This window comes from Streptomyces sp. NPDC014882 (assembly GCF_043081325.1).
Classification (GTDB): Bacteria; Actinomycetota; Actinomycetes; order Streptomycetales; family Streptomycetaceae; genus Streptomyces.
This window is the reverse complement of record NZ_JBIBWL010000009.1, coordinates 85,308-105,114: the sequence shown is the minus strand read 5'-3', so window position 1 is coordinate 105,114 and position 19,807 is coordinate 85,308. Positions and strand designations below refer to the sequence as shown.

The following is a 19,807-nucleotide window of genomic DNA, read 5'->3' as shown; positions in this document are numbered from 1 at the left end:
AGGTCTGCATGACCTCTGAGCGCCCTGTCCCCGTCGTGCCCACGGCCACCTACCGGCTCCAGCTCCAGCCCGGGTTCCCGTTCGGAGCCGCGGCGGCGGCCGTGCCGTACCTGGCCTCGCTCGGCGTGTCGCACCTGCACCTGTCCCCCGTGCTGGAGGCCGTGCCCGGCTCCCCGCACGGCTACGACGTGGTCGACCACACGCGCGTGCGGACGGAGCTGGGCGGCGAGGAGGGGCTGCGGGCCCTGTCGCGCACGGCGCGCGAGCACGGGCTCGGGCTGGTCGTGGACATCGTGCCCAACCACATGGCCATGGCGCCGCGGCACAACCGCGCCCTGTGGGAGGTGCTGAGGGAGGGCCCGCGGTCGCCGTACGCGCGCTGGTTCGACGTCGACTGGGAGGCGCAGGGCGGCCGTCTGCTGCTGCCCGTCCTCGGCGCCCCGGTGGGCGAGGTGCTCGACGAGCTGCGCGTCGACGGGGACGTCCTGCGCTACTACGACCACGTCCTCCCGTTGCGCGAGGGGACCGCGGACCTGCCGCTGCCCGAGCTGCTCGACGCCCAGTGGTACCGGCCGGCGTGGTGGCGGCTGGCCCGCACGGAGCTGAACTACCGGCGGTTCTTCAGCATCTCGGAGCTGATCGGGGTGCGGGTGGAGGACCCGGAGGTGTTCGACGCCACCCACGGCAAGATCCTCCAGCTGCTGCACGAGGGCGTGGTGGACGGGCTGCGCGTCGACCACCCGGACGGGCTCGCCGACCCCGACGCCTACCTGGCGCGGCTGCACACGGCGAGCGGGGGCCGCTGGACGGTCGTGGAGAAGATCCTCGCCGACGGCGAGCGGCTGCCGGACGCCTGGCCGGTCGCGGGCACCACCGGCTACGACGCCCTGCGCCACGTCGACGGCCTGTTCACGGACCCGGCGGGCGCCGGGGAGCTGCTGGAGCTGTACCGGCGGTTCGCGGCCCCGCGGGCGGACCTGGGCGGGGACTGGGCGGCGACGGTGCGGCGGGCGGCGTACGCGGTGCTCCGGCACGAGCTGGCGACCGAGCTGGACCGGCTGACGCGGGCGGCCGCGCGCGCGTGCGCGGCGTCGCCGGACCCCGCACTGCGCGACCGGGCGCCCTGGGCGCTGCGCACGGCGCTGGAGGAGCTGCTGGTGCGCATGGAGGTCTACCGGCCGTACGCCTCGGGCGACGCGGCCGCCGTCGTCACCGAGGAGGCCGCCGGGGAGGCCCGGCTCGCCTTCGCCGTGCCCGAGGAGGCGGGGGCCGTGGACGTGGTGCGCGGCCTGGTGCTGGGCGGCGGGGAGGATCCGGCGGCGGTGGAGTTCCGCGCCCGGTTCGCGCAGACGGCGTCCGCGCTGCGGGCCAAGTCGGTCGAGGACACGGCGTTCTACCGGTACGTGCCGCTGCTCTCGGCGAACGAGGTCGGCGGCGACCCCGGCCGGCAGGGCGTCTCCCCCGCCGGTTTCCACGCGTACTGCGCGCGCGTGCAGCGCGACTGGCCGCTCACCGGGACGGTGCTGTCCACGCACGACACCAAGCGCAGCGCCGACGTCCGGGCGGCGCTGGCCGTGCTCACCGAGTGCCCGGAGCGCTGGGCGGAGGTCCTGGAGAAGGTCGCGCGCGCCGAGGAGGACGCGCCGGACGGGCAGTCGGCGTGGGCGGCCTGGCAGACCGTGTTCGGGCTCGGGCCGGCCGCCCCGGAGCGCGTCCGGGAGGCGATGCTCAAGCACGTGCGCGAGGCGGGCGTGCACACGAGCTGGACGGAGCAGGAGCCGCCCTACGAGGAGGCCGTGGCCGCGTTCGTCACGGCGGGGCCGTGCGGGGTGCCGGGTGAGCGGGTGGCCGCGCTGCGGGAGGCGCTCGCGCCGCACGTCCGGGCGAACGTGCTGGGCGCGGCGCTGGTGCAGCTGACGATGCCGGGGGTGCCGGACGTCTACCAGGGCACGGAGGGCGAGTACCTGGCCCTGGTCGACCCCGACAACCGGCGCCCCGTCCGTTTCCCGCCGGCGGACGCCGGCACCGGGGCGGTCGGCGCCGGGAGCACCGGCTCCGACGACGTCGACGCTGAACCCGTAGGCGCCGCGGGCGTCGGTTCCGAGCACATCGGTTCCGAGCACGTCGGCGCTGAGCACGTCGGCGCTGAGCACGTCGGCGCCGCGGGCACCGGCGTCAAGGAGGCCGTGACGGCGGCGGCGCTGCGGCTGCGGCGCCGGCACCCGGACGCCTTCGGTGCGGCGGCGACGTACGGACCGCTGCCCGCCGAGGGCCCGGCCGCGGACCACTGCCTGGCCTTCGCCCGCTCCGGCCGGGTCGTCACGGCCGTCACCCGGCTGTCGCTGCGCCTGGCGGAGACGGGCGGCTGGGGGGACACCCGGCTGACGCTCCCCCCGGGCAGGTGGGTGGACGCCCTGGGACCCGACCGGGAGTTCACCGGGCACGCGCGCGTGGCGGAACTGTTCGGGCGGCTGCCGGTGGCACTGCTGGAGAGGGTGGGGTGAGACGCGGGGCGGGGCCTGCGGCGGCGCCGGGGCGGTGGCACCCGGCTGCCGCGGCGGCCGTCGGGGCGGCGGCCCCGGATGCCGCGGCGTCCGCCGGGGGCCGTTCGCGGGGTGCTTCCGGGCGCCTCCCGAAAGCACCCGTGACGCGTTCTTGACAGGTCACCGAGTCCGTGGGGTACTGCGGAGGCGAAGGCCGGTCGGACACGACGGGGGTGAGTCTCCTGCCGGAGCTGCGCTACCCCACGGTGACGGAACTGACCTCGTCCGCCAGGACGCTGGCCACGCTCCGGCCCGGGCTGTGCGGGCTGCGGAAGGTGGGGCTCTCCCGCGCGGGACGGCCGCTGCACCTGCTGTCGGTGGGGCACGCGCGGCGGGCCGTGCTGGTCGTCGCGGGGGCCCACGCGAACGAACCCGCCGGCGGTCCCACCCTGCTCGCCCTGGCCGAACGCGTGCTGTCCGACAGGGAGTTGCGGGACGGCACGTCCTGGCACTTCCTGCTGTGCGCGGATCCGGACGGGGCGAGCCTGCACGTGACGCCCGCGCCGCGCAGCCTGTTGGAGTACCACCGGGGCTTCTTCCGGCCGGCGGGCCCGGAGCAGCCCGAGTGGTCCCCGGCGCTGCTGCCCGCGGACCGGCTGCCGCCCGAGACCCGCGCGCTGACCGGCGTCATCGACGAACTGCGGCCCTACCTCCAGGTGACGCTGCACGGCACCGAACTGGGCGGCAGCTGGGTGCAGTTGACGAGGGACGTGCCGGGCCTCGCGGAACCGTTCGCCAAGTCGGCGGCGCAGTCGCACATCCCGGTGGAGACGGGCGCCTCCGACGCGGCGGGCTGGCCGGCGTCCGGACCGGGGGTGCACGTGCTGCCGGAGCCCGGGGCGGGGGCGGCGTATCCGAGCCTGCCGGACGACGCGCGGCACAGCACCTGGTACCACGCCCACCGCCACGGCGGCCTGACCGCGGTCGTGGAGGTGCCGATGTGGGCGAGCGACATGGTCGACGATCCGGCGCCGCACCCGGATCCCGCGGAGGCGATCCGGCGGCTGGCGGGGCGGCTGCTGCGGGACGCGGGGGAGGTGGAGCGGGTGCTGGCGGAGGCCTCGCCGCGGCTGGAGGGCGTCGACGGGCCCCTGCTGCGGGCGGCCCGCTGGGCACTGGAGCTGGTGCCGGGCCTGGCCGGCGACTGGACGCACACGCCCCCGGCCGGCACCACGGTGGCGTACGTCGGGAGTGTGGACGCCTTCGCCCGCCGGCTGCCGCTGCGGGCGGCGGCGATGCTGTGGCGGGTGCTGCGCGAGCGCGACGACCGGGCGGCGCCCCGCGCGGAGCGTCTCGTGGCGGACTGGTGCGACGCGTTCGCCGAGCGGTTCCGGGCCCGCTGGGTGCCGTTGGAGCACCAGGTCGAGCACCAGTCCCGCACGGTGGTCGCGGCGGCCCTGCACGCGCGCCGGGCCCTGTAGTCACCGCCCGCCCCACGAGCGGACGGCGACGTGACGACGTGGCCGGGCGGCACGGCAGCCGTGGGAGCGGTGGGGACGGGCAGGGGGCGGACCGGCTCCGGACCGGCTCAGGCGCGGGCCCGGAGCCGGCCGACCGGCCTCACCCCCCGGGCAGCACGGACGGTCCGGGGAGTCCGGGGAGCTCGGGGAGTTCGGGGAGCTGCTCGTCGTCCAGGGCGAACACCGCGCCCGTCTCCGCGAGCATCACGCAGGTGTTGGAGAAGGTCTCCGTGTACGCGACGGGGCGGCCGTGCCACCAGCCGTTCGCGCGGGCGGTCACGGGCGCGTAGAGGAGGGAGCAGACGGCCTCCCTCGGCGCGACGGCGTCGATGTCGCCGTTCGCCGCCGTGAGGTCGGCGCAGGCCTCGGCGGCGCGGGAGTGGCCCTGGGGCGGGTCGCACAGCAGGAGCGTGCCGCGGGTGTCGCCGGAACGGGAGTCGCCCGTGGTGACGGTGAGCCGGAGCCCGTCGCCGGGGAGGGCGTGGCCGGGCGCCGACGCCTGGGCGGGGGCGACGGCGGCGAGGAGGAGCGCGGCGGTGCCGGGCAGGGCGGCCAGGAGGCGGGGGGCGGGGAAGTGCTTCATTCCCGGTGCATCGGCACGGGGACCCCGGTTCCCCAGTCCGGCTCACCCGATCGTGCGGGTGCGCGGGGCCGGTCGCGCGACCGGCGCGACCGGTTCGAACACGGCGCGACCGGGCGACGCGGCGGCGCCCGGCGACGAACACGGCCGCGCGGGAAGCGAGTTCGTCCGCGAACGGGCAGCGCCGACGTGGCGGCAGGACGCGCTCCCGCGCCGGGAGCGCCGTCGGTCCACCGGGAGAGCCGGGTGCACGCGCGCCGGGTCACGGCCCGGGAGGCGCGTCGACACCGCCCCGGACGCCCCGGCCGGCCGGACGGACTCAGTTCGTCGAGAGGCGGAACGCCATCCGCCCGAAGGCGACCTGGTCGCCCTCGCGGACCACGGCCGCGCCGATGACGCGCCGTCCGTTGACGGTCGTGCCGTTGGTCGAACCGAGGTCGCGCAGGATCCACATGCCGCCCTGACGGCTGAGTTCGGCGTGCACGCGCGAGACGCTGTCGTGGGTCAGCCGGAGGCCGCTGGCGGGGTCGCGGCCGATGCGCAGCGCCCGCTCGGTGCCGGGGTGCGGCAGCAGCAGCTTGGGCAGCCGCTCGGCCTGCCAGGCCCTGCGCAGCCGTACGGTGAAGCCGGAGACGGCCTCGACGGTGCCGAACACGGCGCGCGCGAGGCGGTTCTCCCTGGACAGGTCGGCGGTGAGGACCGCCAGTTCGTCGGAGCGGCGGGCGGCGAGCGCCAGTTCCATGCGCCGGACGAACGTGTCGTGGGAGAGACGGCCCATGGCGACACCGTCACGGAGCACCTTCAGTGCCCTGTCGCGCTCCACGTCGGACGGGCGCGCGGGGTACGTGTTGAACTCGAATGACGACGTCACGCTCGTGATTGTCGGTCAGCGGGCGTCAGGTGTCCAGAAAACGGGAAAACGCCGGCCGGGCACGCGCACCCGGAGCGGACCGTCGCGGCACCGGCCGCGACGTCGACCGCGACACGGCTGCGACATCGGTCGCGAAGGGAGTGTTCGTGCGGCGGATCGATCCCGTTTGGAGCACGATGGGTCGGGCTACATCACGGTGAGCAGACGAAGGGGAACCGTCCGTGCAGTTCGAGGTGTGGGCACCGCAGGCCGAACGTGTGACGCTCCAGTGCGAGGGCGTGACGCGCGCGTTGGAGCGCGACGCCGCGCGGCCGGGGTGGTGGGCCGGTGAGGCGGAGGCGCAGGACGGCACCCGGTACGGCTTCGCGGTGGACGACGGCCCCGTGCTGCCGGATCCGCGGTCGCGCCGGCAGCCGGACGGGCCCGACGGGCTGAGCGCGGTCGTCGACCACGGCCGGTACGCGTGGCGGGCCCGGTGGCCGGGGCGGCCGCTGCCGGGTGCGGTGCTGTACGAGCTGCACGTGGGCACGTACACCCCCGAGGGCACCCTGGACGCGGCGGCCGACCGGCTCGGGCATCTCGTCGAACTCGGTGTGACGCACGTGGAGTTGATGCCGTTGTGCCCCTTTCCCGGCCGGCACGGCTGGGGCTACGAGGGGGTGTCGCTGTGGGCGGTGCACGAGCCGTACGGCGGTCCCGAGGCGCTGAAGCGGTTCGTCGACCGGGCGCACGAGCTGGGTCTGGGGGTGGTCCTGGACGTCGTGCACAACCACCTGGGCCCGTCGGGCAATTACCTGCCCGTCTTCGGGCCGTACTTCACCGACACGCACCACACCCCGTGGGGCTCGGCCGTCAACCTGGACGCGCCCGGTTCGGACGAGGTGCGGGCGTTCCTGCTGGGCAGCGCGCTGGCGTGGCTGCGCGACTACCGGATCGACGGGCTGCGGCTGGACGCGGTGCACGCGCTGGCCGACACGCGCGCGTACCCGTTCCTGGAGGAGCTGTCGGAGTCGGTGGACGCGCTCGCCGAGGAGACGGGCCGGCCGCTGTTCCTGATCGCCGAGTCCGATCTGAACGACCCGCGGCTGGTCACGCCCCGCCGGGAGGGCGGCCTGGGGCTGCACGCGCAGTGGAACGACGACTTCCACCACGCCCTGCACACCGCCCTGACCGGCGAGTCCCAGGGCTACTACGCCGACTTCGGGCGCGATCCGTTCGCCGCGCTCACCAAGACCCTCACCGGCGGGTTCTTCCACGACGGCACCTGGTCCAGCTTCCGCGGCCGGTCCCACGGCCGGCCGCTGGACCGCGCCCGGCTGCCCGCGCACCGCCTCCTCGGCTACTCCCAGACCCACGACCAGGTGGGCAACCGCGCCCAGGGCGACCGGCTCGCGGCCTCCCTCTCCCCCGGCCTGCTGGCCTGCGCGGCGACGCTGACGCTGACCTCCCCGTACACGCCGATGCTGTTCATGGGCGAGGAGTGGGCGGCGGGCACGCCCTGGCAGTTCTTCACCGACCACACCGACCCGGAGCTCGCGGAGGCCGTACGGCGCGGCAGGCGGAGGGAGTTCGCGGAGCACGGCTGGGCGGAGGAGGACGTGCCGGACCCGCAGGACCCGGCGACCCGGGACCGCTCCTGCCTGGACTGGTCGGAACCGGAGCGCGAGCCCCACGCGCGCGTGCTGGCCTGGTACCGCCGGCTGATCGCCCTGCGGCACGCCCACGCCGACCTCACCGACCCCGACCTGGCCGACCTCAAGGTCGCCTACGACGCGCAGGCCCGCTGGCTGGCCTTCCGCCGCGGGGACGTCCGGGTCGCCGTGAACCTCGGCAGGGAACCGGCGGAGATCCCGCTCGGCACCCGCCCCGTACGCGTGCTGGCCGCGTGGGAGCCGGTGGGGACGACGGACCCGGACGGCCTGCTGCGCCTGCCCGGAGAGTCGTGCGTGGTCCTGGAACAGGACTGAGGGCCGCGGCAGGAGGGGGCCGGGCCGGCGGATCCCGTCAGGGACCGTCCGCCCCGTCCTCCCGCAGCTCCGTCACGCGTTCCAGCAGGATCGCCTCCCAGGCCCGGCGCAGCTGGGTGCGCGGCAGGGCCGGGGGTTCGGCGCCCTGGCCGGTCAGGTGTCCGGCCAGGCGTACGACGGTGTCGCAGCGGGCCAGCCACAGGCCGCGCAGGCAGGCGCGGGCGCCGTACCCGGTGAGGGTGGCGGCGCGGACGGCGGCGCCGGAGCCGACGGCGAGGGCGAGCCCGGCGATGTCCTCGGCGGGGTCGCCGACGACCGCGCCGGTCCAGCCGAGGACGCCGCGCACCCGGCCGTCGGCGCCGACCACGAGGTGCTCGCCCCGCAGGGCGTGGTGGACGAGGACGGCGTTGGCGGGCTGGGCGGCGAGCTGGGCCGCGCCGGGCGGGGTGAGCTGGTGGAGCCGGGCGGGGTCGAACTCGTCGGCGGCGGCCAGGCGTCCGGCGGCGGCGACGGCCATGCGGCGCAGTGCCTCCAGGGAGCGCGGGGCGACGCGCGGCACGCCGATCGTCCCGGCCTGCCGGACGGGCACCTCGCGCAGTCCGCCGAGCAGCGCGGCCAGGTCGGCCTCGCCGACGGCGGACACGTCGTGGTCCTCGGCGGTGCCGCCGGGCACCTTGGTGTCGAGGGTGTAGGCGAGGCCGGGCGACCACTCGCCGTGCGCGACGGCGGTCGGCACGGTGACCGGCACGTGCGGCCGGACGAGGTCGCGCAGCCGCAGTTCGCGGCGCATGCGGACGGTCGTCTCCCGGTCGCGGGCGAGCCGCAGGACGTGGCGGGCGCCGACCCACCAGGTGCCGTGCCCGCCCTCCTCGCTGACGGGCCGCACCTCGAGGCCGGGGCCGCCGTCGCCGGCGTCCTCGATGAGGGTTCGGACCAGCCGGCGGACGGTGTCCGCGGTGGGTGGGGGTGCCTGGGTCATGGTCGCGCCGTAGCCGTTCGGGTGGGTGCCGGGACTCTCCTGCGGGGTCAGTCGACCACGACCATCTCGCGGGTGGTGTCGTTGAGGCGGCGGCCGCCGTCCGCGGTGACGGTGACGATGTCCTCGATGCGCACGCCGAACCGGCCGGGGAGGTAGACGCCCGGCTCGACGGAGAAGCACATGCCGGGGACGAGGGGCTGTTCCTCGCCCTCGATCATGTACGGCGGCTCGTGGGTGGTGACGCCGATGCCGTGGCCGGTGCGGTGGATGAAGTACTCGCCGTACCCGGCGTCGGCGATGACGGCGCGGGCGGCCCGGTCGACCTCCTGGCAGGCGGCGCCGGGCCGTACGGCGCGGAAGCCCGCCTCCTGGGCCTCGCGGACGAGGTCGTGGACCCGGCGCTCCTCGTCGGTGGGTTCGCCGACGTGGACCGTGCGGGAGGTGTCGGAGCCGTAGCCGTCCTTCAGGCCGCCGAAGTCGAGGACGACCATGTCGCCGTGCTCGATGACGCGGTCGCCGACCTCGTGGTGGGGGTTGGCGCCGTTCGGGCCCGAGGCGACGATGGTGAAGTCGACCTGGGAGTGGCCGAAGCGGCGGAGCAGGTCGGCGAGGTCGGCGCCGACCTCGGACTCCCTGCGCCCGGCGAAGGGAACCCCGCGGATCTCCTCGAACGTCGCGTCGGCGGCGGCTCCCACGGCGGCCATCAGCTCCAGTTCGGCCGCGTCCTTGACCGCGCGCAGCATCGGCAGCGCGTCGGTGAGGGAGGCGTAGGAACTGTCCGGGAGGGCCTTCTGCAGGTTGAGCAGGTGCAGGGCCCAGGCGTTGTCGCTGACGCCGTACCGCCCGCCGGCGTCCAGGAGCGCGGTGGTAGCGGCGTAGGGGTCCTTGCCGTCGGTCCAGTCCCGCAGGGTGAGGGCGGGGGCCCCGGCCGCCCCGGCCGCGTCGGGGGCCTCGAGGGCCGGGACGACGAGGACGGGGTCGCGGTCGGGCGTCAGGACGAGCAGGGTGAGCCGTTCGGTGGCCGCGGGGGGCTCGTAGCCGGTGAGCCAGACCAGGTCCGGGCCCGGTGCCACGAGCAGCCCGGCCAGTCCCGCGTCGCCGGCCGCGTGCACGGCCCGCTCCATGCGGGCCCGGTAGTCGTCGGCGGTGAAGCGCGCGGGCGTACGGCCGGTCATCCGGGTCTCCCTGTCAGGACGTGGTGACTACGGGCAGCATCCTGCCCGGTCGGCAGGGGCGGCGCGACCCGGTCGGCGCGGATTCCCCGGGGAATGCCGCCCCGCCGCCTGCCGGGCGGGTGGATTGCCCGGCAGGCGGATCCCATGCTTGGATCACCGGTGGGCATTGACCCACCCCGGGAGGCCGACACCGTGCTCGTACTCGCTCACCTCAGTGATCTGCACCTGGACGGCAGCGCCCGTGCCACCGAGCGCGCCGAGCGGGCGTGCGACCGGCTCCGCGACCTGCCCGGGCGGGTGGACGCGCTGCTGGTCACCGGAGACATCGCGGACCACGGGGCGGAGGCCGAGTACGAGGAGGCCGCCCGCATCCTCGGGACGCGGGGCTCCGACGCTCCCCGGCCGGTGCTCACCTGCCCCGGCAACCACGACCGCCGCGCCCCCTACCGCAAGGCCCTCCTCGGCCTGCCGGCCGCCGACGGGCCGGTCAACAGCGTCCAGGTGTTCGACGGCGGCGCGGTCCTGATGTGCGACTCCAGCATCCCGGGCGAGGACGAGGGCGCCCTGGCGGACGAGACGTACGCCTGGATCGAGGAGACCCTCGACGAGCTGGACGGGGACGTGCCCGCGCTGCTCGCCTTCCACCATCCGCCGGTGGCGGTGCACCACCCGCTGCCCGACTCCTACCGGCTGGGCGACCCCGGCCGGCTGGCCGCGCTGCTCGGGCGGCGGCCCGAGATCGCCGGGATCATCACGGGCCACGCCCACACCCCGGCCGCCACCACCTTCGCGGGGCGGCCGCTGGTGGTGGGCCCCGGCGTGACGTGGACGCTCCGGCTGCCCTGGGAGGGCGACGAGACCGCCGACCGGGAGGCGCCGGTCGGGTTCGCGTTCCACGTCCTGGACGACGAGCGACGGCTCACGAGCCACTTCCGCGTGGTCGTCTGACGCGGGTGCGCGCGGGTGCGCGCGGGTGCGCGCGGGTGACGGGAGGCGCGCGCGGGCGCGGGGCTCACCGGCCCGGCGTTCACCGGCCCGGGGACAGTGCCGCGACCAGGGCGCGGGCGGCACCCGTCGGGGTGCCGACGTGGACGAGTTCCACCCGGTGGACGATCCGCGGTCCGGTGAGCGGGACGGCCACCGCGCCCGGGACGTCGGCCGTCGCCGAGCGGGGCAGGACGGCGAGACCGTGACCGGCGGCGGCGAGCGCGGCCAGGACGCGGACGTCGGTGCCCTCGTAGCGCAGGGCCGGCCGGAAGCCGCGGCCGCCGTTCGCGGCGCGCAGCCGGTGCAGCGGCAGGCCCGCGTCGGGGGCGTCGATCCAGCGGGCGTCGGCGAGGTCACCGAGGCGCAGTCCGGCGCGGCGGGCCAGGGGGTGGGCGGTGGGCAGCAGGACGCCGACCGGCTCCTCCCCGACGCCGTACGTGGTCAGCGGCGCCACGTCGGGCAGCGGGAGCGGGTCGCTGGGGGCGGCCAGGCCGTCGACGAGGCCCAGGTCCGCGGTGCCCGCGGCGACGGCGGCGGGGACCGCGTCGCGGGCCAGCACGCGCAGCGTCACCCCGGCGGGCGGCAGCGCGGCGAGGGCCGCGGGGGTGAGCGCGGTCGGGGAGGTGGCCAGGGTCAGGCCGTGGGCGGGGGCGGCGGCCATCCGGGCGACGTCCGCGCGGGCCGCCTCCAGGCGCAGCAGCAGGGGTCCGGCGTGTTCGAGGAGCCGCTCACCGGCCGCCGTGGGGGCGACGGGGCGCCGGGTCAGCAGCGGTGCGCCGAGGTCCTGTTCGAGGGCCGCGACGTGCTGGGAGACGGCGGACTGGGTGTAGCCGAGGTCGCGCGCGGCGGCGGAGAAGGAGGCGAGGCGGGCCACGGTGACGTAGGTGCGCAGGAGGTGCGGGTCCATGCCGACCAGCGTCGCATCAGTTCCGCTTATCGAGGGTGCAGGAATCATCGTTGGACGTGAACCGGGGGCCGCTCCGAGCATGGGCACATGACCTACAGCACCGCGCGGACCGCCGGCACCGCTCGCATCGCCAGGGTCGCCCTGGTGGGCGACCGCTCCCCCGGCGTCGTCTCCCACACCCGGATCCCGCTCCTCCTCGACGCCCTCGCCGCCCGGGACCGGCTGGTCCTGGACGCCTACTGGATCCCCTCGTCCGACGCGGAGGCCGAGGGCGCGGTGCGCGGGTTCGACGCGGTCTGGGTGGTGCCGGGCAGCCCGTACCGCAGCGAGGCCGGGGTCCTGGCCGCGATCCGCACCGCCCGCGAGGAGGACATCCCCTTCCTCGGCACCTGCGGCGGCTTCCAGCACGCCCTGCTGGAGTTCGCCCGCAACGCCTGCGGACTGGCCCGCGCGGCGCACGCCGAGAACGACCCCGCCGCCGCGGACCCGCTCCTCGGACCGCTGGCCTGCTCGCTGGAGGGCCACGAGGACACCGTCCTGCTGGAGCCGGGCTCGCTGGCCCACGCGGTGATCGGCCGGGAGTCCACGGTCGAACGCTATTCCTGCCGCTACGGCCTCTCCCGTCATGCCGACACCCTGGTCGCGCACGGCCTGCGCTTCTCCGGCCGGGACGCGGCGGGTCAGGTGCGGATGGCGGAACTCCCCGGCCACCCCTTCTTCCTCGCCTCCCTCTTCCAGCCGGAGCTGTACGGCGACGGCTCACGCCCGCACCCGATGTTCCGGGAGCTGGCCCGGGCGGCGGTCGAGCACGCGACACGACCGGCGACGGCGCGGCCGGTGTGACGGGCCCGCCGCACCGCACCCCGGCGGGGCGGTCCGGGTGCGCGGCCGGCCGGCGGCTGCGGGGGGAGCCGTCGGCCGGCCGGTGGCGCGGGGAGGGCCGGCGGGCCGTCAGCCGACCGGCAGCGCGGGGACGGCCGGCGGGCGGTCGGGCAGGAAGCCGTGGGACCGGCGGGCCAGGTAGGCGGAGGTGTAACGGTCCACCGACCGGTGCCAGTTGAGGATGCCGGCCAGCCAGTTCCGCAGGTCCGCCACATACCCGTCCATGGCGTCGCGGGCCTGTGCCGACAGGCCGAAGTCGTCGTACAGGACGGGCAGTTCGTGGGCGATCACGTGCTCGAACTGCTGCATGCGCTGGGTCATCAGGTCGTGGACGACGCCGAGGGCGGCCGGGTAGTCGCAGCCGAAGAAGTTCTGCACGACGAGGATCGCGTTGTGGATCTCGCCCTCGTACTCGATCTCCTTCTGGTACGAGAAGACGTCGTTGAGCAGGCAGGCGTAGTCGACGGCCGCGTTCTCCAGTGAGCGGACCGGGCCGCCGGCGTACACCTCCGGCGGGACGGCCGGGCCCCGGCCCATGCGGCACAGGCTCAGGGTGAGGTCGGAGCCGAAGGTGGCGCGCCGCATCTCCAGGTAGTCGACGGGGTCGGGGATGCGGTTCTGGAGCTGGTTGGCCAGTTCCCACACCCAGCTCTCCGTCATGCTGTCGACCGCCGCGCGCAGGGTGCGCCGCTGGTCGGGGGTCATGCCGACGGTCGTGCGCGCCCACAGGTCGATCAGCGACCGTTCCATGGCGTTCAGGGGGGCGGGGGGCTCCTCGCCGTCGACGGGCATGCAGGCCGACAGGCGTGCGGTGGTGGCCCGGGCCGCGGCCAGGTCGCGGCGGTGGCCGTACACCAGCGGGTAGTAGTCGTCGCCGTAGGTGCCGAACGCCAGCCACCCGGCGCTGAGGTCGAGGGCCTCGGGGGTGGCGTCGGGGTCCAGGCCCGCCGAGCACAGCGCCAGGTCGCACGAGGCGAGCCGGTCCTCGTCCCACACCCCTTCGGAGAGCATGCCCGTGCGGCGCGTCCACTCGACCAGGTTGCGCCGGGCCCGGTCCAGGTGCGGGCTCAGCTCCACCGGGAAGGGCATGTGGAAGTCGGGCAGCCGGGACGGTCCGACCTTCCGGTACGGCACGTGCGTGTACGGGCGCGAACGTTCCGCGGCGGCCGAGGCGAGCAGGGCGCCGACGTCGGCGGCGGAGGTGCCGGGGTGGGTCAGCCTCTCCCAGGGCGAGGAGGAGGTCGCCTTCGCGTTCATGTAGCGGCTGGAGCGCAGGTGCCATTCGTGGCCGCCGGCCTGCCAGTCCTGGAGCCCCTTGGCGTAGGCGGCGACGGCGGCCGTCTCGTCCGGGCGCAGCCCCTTCTCCAGGGCCAGTGCCGGCACTTCGGTCAGGGCGGTGTGCTCGAACTGGTGGAGCCGGGAGGTGAGGATGTCGTTGACGGTGTCGGCGGCCTGCTGGGTGGTGCAGCCGAAGAACGTCTCCAGGACGAGCACCCCGTTGCTCAGCTCGCCCTCGTCCTCGACCTCGCGCTGGTAGGAGAACAGGTCGTTGCGCAGGTGCACGCCGTCGGAGAAGGTCTCCATCAGCACCCTGAGCGGCCTCGATCCGGCCACGGCGGCCGGGACCTCGGCGGTCGCGTACTCCACGAGCCCCGCCGACCAGGGGGCGCCGCCCACCTTGCGGCGCATCTCGATGTACTCGACGGGGTTGGAGACCCGGCCCTCGTCGATGTTGGACAGCTCCCACATCGACTCGTTGAGGAGGTGCTCGGTGGCCACGGCGAAACGGCGCCGCCAGTCGGCGGACATCGCCGGCACGGTGCGCGCCCACAGGTCGGCGAGGCCCGCCTCGACCGGGTTGCGCGGCTCGGGCACCGGAGTCGACGGGTCGAGCGGCATGAACAGCGGGAGCCGGTCCAGGTGGGCCTTGCCGGCCGCCCGGTCGGGGGTGCGCTTGAACATGTCGAGGAAGTGGTCGTCGAAGAAGAACACCCACACGTACCAGTCGGTGATCAACGACAGGGCGGGGCCGTCGCAGTCGGGGTGGGTGTAGGCGCAGAGCAGGCCGTAGTCGTGCGCCTCGAGGTCGGCCTGCTCCCAGATCCCGGAGCCCTCCAGCATGCCCATCTCGCGCGCCCAGCCCGTCGAGTGGGCGCGGGCCTCCTCGAGGTGCGGGTTGAGCCGCGCGGGATACGGCATGGAGAAGTGCGGGAGTTCGAACGGCTGCGTCATGGCCGGGCCCTACCCGGGGGCCTCAACCCGCATCCGCGGCGCGGGACATGATCACACCATCGCGTGAACCCGGGGCGAACACCCACGCGTCGGGCGCCCCCGGGTGGCGGGCCGGCCCGGGGTCCGTGCCGTGCTCACTTCCCGGTCTGGATCAGCGCGTACGTCCCGCCGGTGCGCCAGCCCTGTCCCTCGGCGGCGGTCAGCGCGGCCTCGGTGCCGGCCGACAGCCCGGTGACCACGTCCGACTTGAGCGTGCGCAGCGCCACGACCGGACCGGGGAAGTACGCGGTCACGTCCCCGAACGGGGTCGTCGGCGGCCACCGCCGGTCGCCCACCAGGCGGCGGTAGTTGAGGTCTCCCTTCACGACGGTCAGGGTCGCGGCCGCGAACTCGGCGCGCAGGTCGTCCGGCATCCGCTCGTACGGCAGCGGGGCGGCGGCGAAGGGGTGGGCGCGCACCGTCAGGGTGCCGTCCGTCATCGCCGCCCACAGCCGCCGCCCGTACCCGGCGGCCGCCCCGGGGGCGGCCGTCAGACGGCGCAGCGCGTCGACGACGTCGGCGGTCGTGGCGTCCGAGACGTAGTAGGGGTACGGCTTGACGTGCAGGACGACACGGCCGGTCCGCCGGTGGGCGAGGAGGTGGGCGGCGAGGAGCAGATCGGGGATCAGCTCGCGGCCCGCGTTGTCCGCCACCAGGCACAGCGTGCCGTCGGCGGCCCCCGGCGGCGCCAGCAGCGCCCACAGGCGCTCGCTGTCGTCGGCGACCAGCGCGGGGACGGCGGCCCGGTCCTCGGCGTCCGCGTCGGAGAGCCGGAAGCCGAGGTCGGCGCGGTTCCCCCACAGGGAGCCGTGCAGCAGGGCCCGCGCCCGCTCCGGCTCCGGGCTGCCTTCGAGGCCGTCCAGCGCGGCGAGTTCCTCGTCGGTCCCGGGGGCGTCCAGCTCGGCGAGCTTGAACGGGCGGAACGGATCGAGTCCCTGCCAGGGGCCGGGCCGGAAGTGACCGACGGTCTCGAGGAGCAGCCGGTAGAAGTAGCTCTCCGCCCACAGCCAGGGCACCTCGTACCAGGAGCGGCCCGCGTACGCGTCCAGTCCCCAGGCCCGCCAGCGGTCGAGGTCGTGGGCGTCGGCGGGGAGCGGTTCGATCACGCCCGCGGCGCAGCTCGTCAGCAGGGCGTCCAGGGCCGCCCGGACGTCGGGTCCGTAGGGGAACGCGTCCCGCACCCGCCGGATGATCGCCGGGTGCCGTTCGGCGAGGACCCCATGCGGGAAGGAACCGGGCTCGTCGCCGTGGATCACGGGCGGGAGGGGGGTGTCGGGCATGCGGATCACGGTATCGCGGGGCGGGTGGAGCGGAGGGCGCGGCCGCAAGAGCGTGGTCACGCGCCTGTGACCACGCGCGCGTGATCGCGGGGACGTGACCACGCGCCCGTGGCCGCGGGGCGTCGTCACGGGGGCGTCGCCGCAGGGGAGGGAGCGGCGGTGGCTCACACCGCCGCCATGATCTCCCGTTCGAGCCGGGCCGCGAGGCTCAGGTAGCGGGGGCGGCGGGGGACGGGGACCAGGCCGCGGATGAGGACGTGCCACATCTCGGCCATGCGGCGCGGCAGCCGCGCGCCGGGTTCGCGGGAGCGGCCGACCACGCGGGTGCCGACGAAGAAACAGACCAGCGAGTGGGCCACCGCGTCCACGTCGACGTCCGGATGGATGTCGGCCTCCCGCACCGCGCCGACGAGCCCGCGGGAGATCAGCTCCAGCCACTCGGTGAACGGGTGGGGCACGGGCGGCCGTACGGCGACACCGCCGGTGGCCAGGCGCAGGCCGGCGCGGGTGATGGGGCCCTCGACCGACAGCCGCGCCATGCCGAAGGTGAGGCGCATCAGGGCCTCCAGGGCCGGGTAGCCGCGTTCGTCGATCTCCCCGGCGACCCGGCGCGCGGCCTGGGACTGCAACTCCAGGATGGCCTGGGCGAGATCCTCCTTGGCCGCGAAGTGGAAGTAGAGCGCGCCCTTGGTGACGCGGGCGTGTTCGACGATGTCACTGAGGCTGGTCGACTCGTAGCCGTTGCGGTCGAACAGGTCGGCCGCGGCCCTGATGATCGTCGTACGGGTCTGCTCCGCGCGTAGCTGCCTCGCCATCGACTGGACACTCCTGGGCGTAAAGAACGGGTCATGCCGTTTGTTTCTTGCCCCCAGTAAACCTCAGTTCACGATCCGGCGGTACCGGCCAGGCATTCAAAAACCGTCGACTCCCCTTGGACGCCGAGCACTTGCACGTCGGTCCCGTGCCCGCCCTTCGCCTCGATCCAGATGGGTTCGTCCAGCTCGGCGTACCGGTGGAAGACCGCGTGGTAGGCCGTCGGGACCTGTTTCCCCGGTGTCTCCAGCAGGGCCGCCTGGCGGGCGGCCTCCAGCAGGAGCATGCCGGGGACGTGGTCGAGCGGGTGGTCGAAGAAAACGGGGTGCGCGGTATTTACTCGCAGCTGCCGGCGCCCCGGCCGGTCGGCTGCGGCGGGCGCGAGGACGACGTCCGTGGGCAGGGCCCGGCGGACGGCGTCGGCGGACACCCCGGGCGGGACGGGGACGGCGGTCACGGTCTCCGGCGTACGGCCGCCGCGCAGCCGGCGGTAGACGGGTCCGCTGACGCAGGTGAACGCGACGTCCGCGGTGGCGACGCGGGCGCCGTCGCGCAGGACGTGCGCGGTGTAGCGGGCGGCGGCGAGGTGTCCGCCGCGGTACTGGACGTCGGTGAAGGCGAGTTCGACCTCGGGCTCGGCCGGCAGCGCGCCGAGCGTCAACGCCGCGGGTTCCGAGGTGACGTGGAACTCGGTCAGCACGAACTTCCGGTCCAGCGGCGCCTCGTACTCGGTGTGGGTGACCAGGGTGCCGCTCTGCCGGATCGTTTCGACGACGAGCAGCGGGTCGTACGCGGACCAGTCGGACGCCACGTGCAGGACGTGTGCGCGCGGCCACTGGGCGGACACCGTGAACCGGTCGGTCCCGGTGCGCCGCCAGCCGGTGAGGAAGGTCTCGGCGACGGCGGCGCGGTGGACGAACTGGCGCGGAACGGTTGCGGTCAGGGACGGCGTGTCGGCATGCTGCCGCGGTCGCGTCATCTCTCTCCCCCTACGGTGCCCCGAAGGCCCGGGGCGGACGGGCGAACCACCCGCTCGGTGAGCGTTAGAGTACGAGGCGACCGGTTTGTTTTCAATGAGATCAGTCGACGGCATCCTATGATCGGACCGAACCCGCATCCGAGCGCGGGACGCCCGGCTCGGTGCCGTGAAGGGGCTCGCAATGGCGAAACAGGAGCGCGCGATCAGGACGCGCAGGGCGATCGTGGAAGCGGCGGGCGCGGTGTTCGACGAGCACGGCTACACCTCCACGACCATCGCCATGGTCCTGGAGCGCGCCCAGGTCACCAAGGGTGCCCTGTACTTCCACTTCGCGTCGAAAGAGGCTCTCGCCCAGGCGGTCCTGAACGAGCAGGTGCCCTTCGGGTCGGTTCCGGCGCAGCCGTGCAAGCTGCAGGAGATCGTCGACATGACCTTCGTGGTGGCGCGGCGACTGCTGGACAACGCCCTGCTGCGGGGCAGTGTGCGGCTGGCGGTGGACCAGGAGACGCCGTCCGGGGTGGATCACGGCGAGCCGTTCCGGCAGTGGGCGCAGACCCTCACCGACCTGCTGGAAGCGGCCCGCCAGCGGGGCGAGTTGCTGCCCACGGTGAAGCCGGCGGAAACGGTCGGGCTGCTGGTGGGCACCTTCACCGGCATCCAGTTGATGTCCCGGGCGCTGACCGACCGCGCCGATCTCGGGGACCGGCTGGCGGTGATGTGGGCGCACATCCTGCCGAGCATCGCGGTGCCCGGCCTGCTCCCCGGCATCGACGCCCGCGCCGACCGGGGCGCGCGGGTGCTGGCCTTGCCGGAGCAGCGCGCGGCTTCCTGATCCCGGGCCCGCCGCGGGGGCCCCGCACGTGCGGCGGGCCGGCCGGTGTGCCTCCGCACCGGCCGGCCCGCCTGTTCGTGAAGCGGTGGCGAGAGACCTCGGAAGGCCGGCTTCCGGTACGAGGGCCTCGATCCGGCCGGAACACCGCCCTCGGCGGCGGCACGTGGTCTGCCGACGACCGGGTTCGACCAGGGGCGCCCGGTCGCCGACGACGTGGCCGCGCGAGGCCGCGCGGGGGGGGCGACGGCGGTGTGAACGCGCCGGGCCGCCGCCGCGTACTGCACGTCGACACCGTTCCCGCGCCGGCCGAGGAGACGTCCCGATGCGCCGCACGACCGCACCCCGCGCCGCCGCCCTGGCGGCCGCCCTCCTGAGCCCGATCCTGCCGGTACTGCTGGGGGCGGCGGGGCCGGCGCAGGCGCACGGCGCGCCGACGAACCCGGTCGCCCGGGTTCACGCCTGCTCCCCCGACGGCGGTCCGGCCGCCGGGTCCGCCGCGTGCCGGGCGGCCGTGGCCGCCAACGGGGCGCCCTTCACGGCCTGGGACAACCTGCGGGTGGCGGACGTCGGCGGGCGCGACCGGAGCACGATCCCCGACGGGAAGCTGTGCAGCGGCGGCCTGCCCGCCTACCGGGGACTGGACCTCGCCCGCTCCGACTGGCCGTCGACCCCGCTGACGCCGGGCGGGACGCTGCGCATGACGTACGTCTCGACGATCCCGCACACCGGTACGTTCGCGTTCTACCTGACGAAGCCGGGCTACGACCCCTCGCAGCCGCTCACCTGGGACGATCTTCCCGAGCGACCGTTCGCCGAGGTCAGGGACCCGGCGCTGCGGGACGGCGCCTACCGGCTCACGGCGAAGCTGCCCGCCGACCGCACGGGACGCCAGGTGCTGTACACGGTCTGGCGGAACAGCAGCACGCCCGACACCTACTACTCGTGCTCGGACGTGGTGTTCCCTGAGAAGGCAGCGGCCGCGGCCCCGAAGGCCACGGCCGCCGCGGCGAAGTCCCCGTCCGCCGCCGTGCCGGCCCCGGCGGGGACGGCGACCGGTACGACGACGTCCGCCGCCCCCGCCCGGGGGACGGCGGCGGCTTCCGGCGCGCCGGCGTCCGCCGCGCCGACGAGCACCCCGGTGGCGTCCGCCTCCGGGGCCGGCGCCGGGCCGTCCGCGCCCCTGCTGGCGGGTGGCGCCGCCGCGGTGCTGGTGCTCACCGGCGGCGCCACCCTGGTCCTGCGCCTGCGACGGCGCTGAACCGGTTCCCGGTTCGGGTGCGA

16 protein-coding genes are annotated in these 19,807 nt (G+C 75.5%); 7 read left to right on the top strand and 9 right to left on the bottom strand.

What is annotated here, in order from left to right:
• Positions 1-8 precede the first annotated feature (8 nt).
• Entirely contained in the window at positions 9-2,504 is a 2,496-nt protein-coding gene (gene treY / locus ACF09K_RS21330; RefSeq protein WP_392245701.1) for a malto-oligosyltrehalose synthase, read from the top strand.
• Positions 2,505-2,716: 212 nt separating this feature from the next.
• On the top strand, positions 2,717-3,964 hold the full coding sequence (locus tag ACF09K_RS21325) for a M14 family zinc carboxypeptidase (RefSeq protein WP_392245700.1): 1,248 nt from the start codon (positions 2,717-2,719) through the stop codon (positions 3,962-3,964).
• 139 nt (positions 3,965-4,103) lie between these two features.
• Here ACF09K_RS21325 and ACF09K_RS21320 read toward each other — a convergent pair whose 3' ends face one another.
• Together ACF09K_RS21320 and ACF09K_RS21315 are read right to left on the bottom strand one after the other, a co-directional pair.
• Positions 4,104-4,586, bottom strand: coding sequence for an SSI family serine proteinase inhibitor (locus ACF09K_RS21320; protein WP_392245699.1), 483 nt, complete (start codon positions 4,584-4,586; stop codon positions 4,104-4,106).
• 316 nt (positions 4,587-4,902) lie between these two features.
• Positions 4,903-5,454, bottom strand: a complete 552-nt coding sequence (locus ACF09K_RS21315) for an FHA domain-containing protein (protein WP_392245698.1) — start codon at positions 5,452-5,454, stop codon at positions 4,903-4,905.
• A 221-nt stretch (positions 5,455-5,675) separates the two neighbouring features.
• Between ACF09K_RS21315 and treZ the strand changes: the two genes are divergently transcribed.
• Positions 5,676-7,421: a malto-oligosyltrehalose trehalohydrolase gene (gene treZ, locus ACF09K_RS21310; RefSeq protein ID WP_392245697.1), complete on the top strand. Its 1,746-nt coding sequence runs from the start codon at positions 5,676-5,678 to the stop codon at positions 7,419-7,421.
• A gap of 37 nt (positions 7,422-7,458) precedes the next feature.
• Here the strand turns inward: treZ and ACF09K_RS21305 are convergent, their stop codons facing one another.
• Both ACF09K_RS21305 and ACF09K_RS21300 read right to left on the bottom strand, forming a co-directional pair.
• A complete protein-coding gene (locus tag ACF09K_RS21305; RefSeq protein ID WP_392245695.1) occupies positions 7,459-8,400 on the bottom strand; it encodes an aminoglycoside phosphotransferase family protein in 942 nt (313 codons plus the stop codon).
• Between the two features lie 47 nt (positions 8,401-8,447).
• On the bottom strand, positions 8,448-9,575 hold the full coding sequence (locus ACF09K_RS21300) for an aminopeptidase P family protein (protein ID WP_392245693.1): 1,128 nt from the start codon (positions 9,573-9,575) through the stop codon (positions 8,448-8,450).
• Between the two features lie 192 nt (positions 9,576-9,767).
• Between ACF09K_RS21300 and ACF09K_RS21295 the strand changes: the two genes are divergently transcribed.
• Positions 9,768-10,523, top strand: coding sequence for a metallophosphoesterase (locus ACF09K_RS21295; RefSeq protein ID WP_392245691.1), 756 nt, complete (start codon positions 9,768-9,770; stop codon positions 10,521-10,523).
• A 79-nt stretch (positions 10,524-10,602) separates the two neighbouring features.
• Here the strand turns inward: ACF09K_RS21295 and ACF09K_RS21290 are convergent, their stop codons facing one another.
• Positions 10,603-11,469: a LysR family transcriptional regulator gene (locus tag ACF09K_RS21290; RefSeq protein WP_392245689.1), complete on the bottom strand. Its 867-nt coding sequence runs from the start codon at positions 11,467-11,469 to the stop codon at positions 10,603-10,605.
• Positions 11,470-11,556: 87 nt separating this feature from the next.
• Here ACF09K_RS21290 and ACF09K_RS21285 point away from each other — a divergent pair, with 87 nt between their 5' ends.
• A complete protein-coding gene (locus ACF09K_RS21285) occupies positions 11,557-12,312 on the top strand; it encodes a hypothetical protein (protein ID WP_392245687.1) in 756 nt (251 codons plus the stop codon).
• A 108-nt stretch (positions 12,313-12,420) separates the two neighbouring features.
• Here ACF09K_RS21285 and cyc2 read toward each other — a convergent pair whose 3' ends face one another.
• The 4 genes from cyc2 to ACF09K_RS21265 form a co-directional block, all read right to left on the bottom strand.
• Positions 12,421-14,583: a germacradienol/geosmin synthase Cyc2 gene (cyc2, locus tag ACF09K_RS21280; RefSeq protein ID WP_392245685.1), complete on the bottom strand. Its 2,163-nt coding sequence runs from the start codon at positions 14,581-14,583 to the stop codon at positions 12,421-12,423.
• 134 nt (positions 14,584-14,717) lie between these two features.
• Positions 14,718-15,902 carry a damage-control phosphatase ARMT1 family protein gene (locus ACF09K_RS21275; protein WP_392245684.1) on the bottom strand — a complete coding sequence of 395 codons (1,185 nt, stop codon included), beginning with the start codon at positions 15,900-15,902 and terminating at the stop codon, positions 14,718-14,720.
• Between the two features lie 164 nt (positions 15,903-16,066).
• Complete coding sequence (locus ACF09K_RS21270; protein WP_392245683.1) at positions 16,067-16,717, bottom strand: ScbR family autoregulator-binding transcription factor; 651 nt, start codon at positions 16,715-16,717, stop codon at positions 16,067-16,069.
• A 68-nt stretch (positions 16,718-16,785) separates the two neighbouring features.
• On the bottom strand, positions 16,786-17,694 hold the full coding sequence (locus ACF09K_RS21265) for a ScbA/BarX family gamma-butyrolactone biosynthesis protein (RefSeq protein ID WP_392245681.1): 909 nt from the start codon (positions 17,692-17,694) through the stop codon (positions 16,786-16,788).
• 181 nt (positions 17,695-17,875) lie between these two features.
• Here ACF09K_RS21265 and ACF09K_RS21260 point away from each other — a divergent pair, with 181 nt between their 5' ends.
• Both ACF09K_RS21260 and ACF09K_RS21255 read left to right on the top strand, forming a co-directional pair.
• A complete protein-coding gene (locus tag ACF09K_RS21260; RefSeq protein WP_392245679.1) occupies positions 17,876-18,526 on the top strand; it encodes a ScbR family autoregulator-binding transcription factor in 651 nt (216 codons plus the stop codon).
• A 322-nt stretch (positions 18,527-18,848) separates the two neighbouring features.
• Entirely contained in the window at positions 18,849-19,784 is a 936-nt protein-coding gene (locus tag ACF09K_RS21255) for a lytic polysaccharide monooxygenase (RefSeq protein ID WP_392245677.1), read from the top strand.
• Positions 19,785-19,807: the final 23 nt, after the last annotated feature.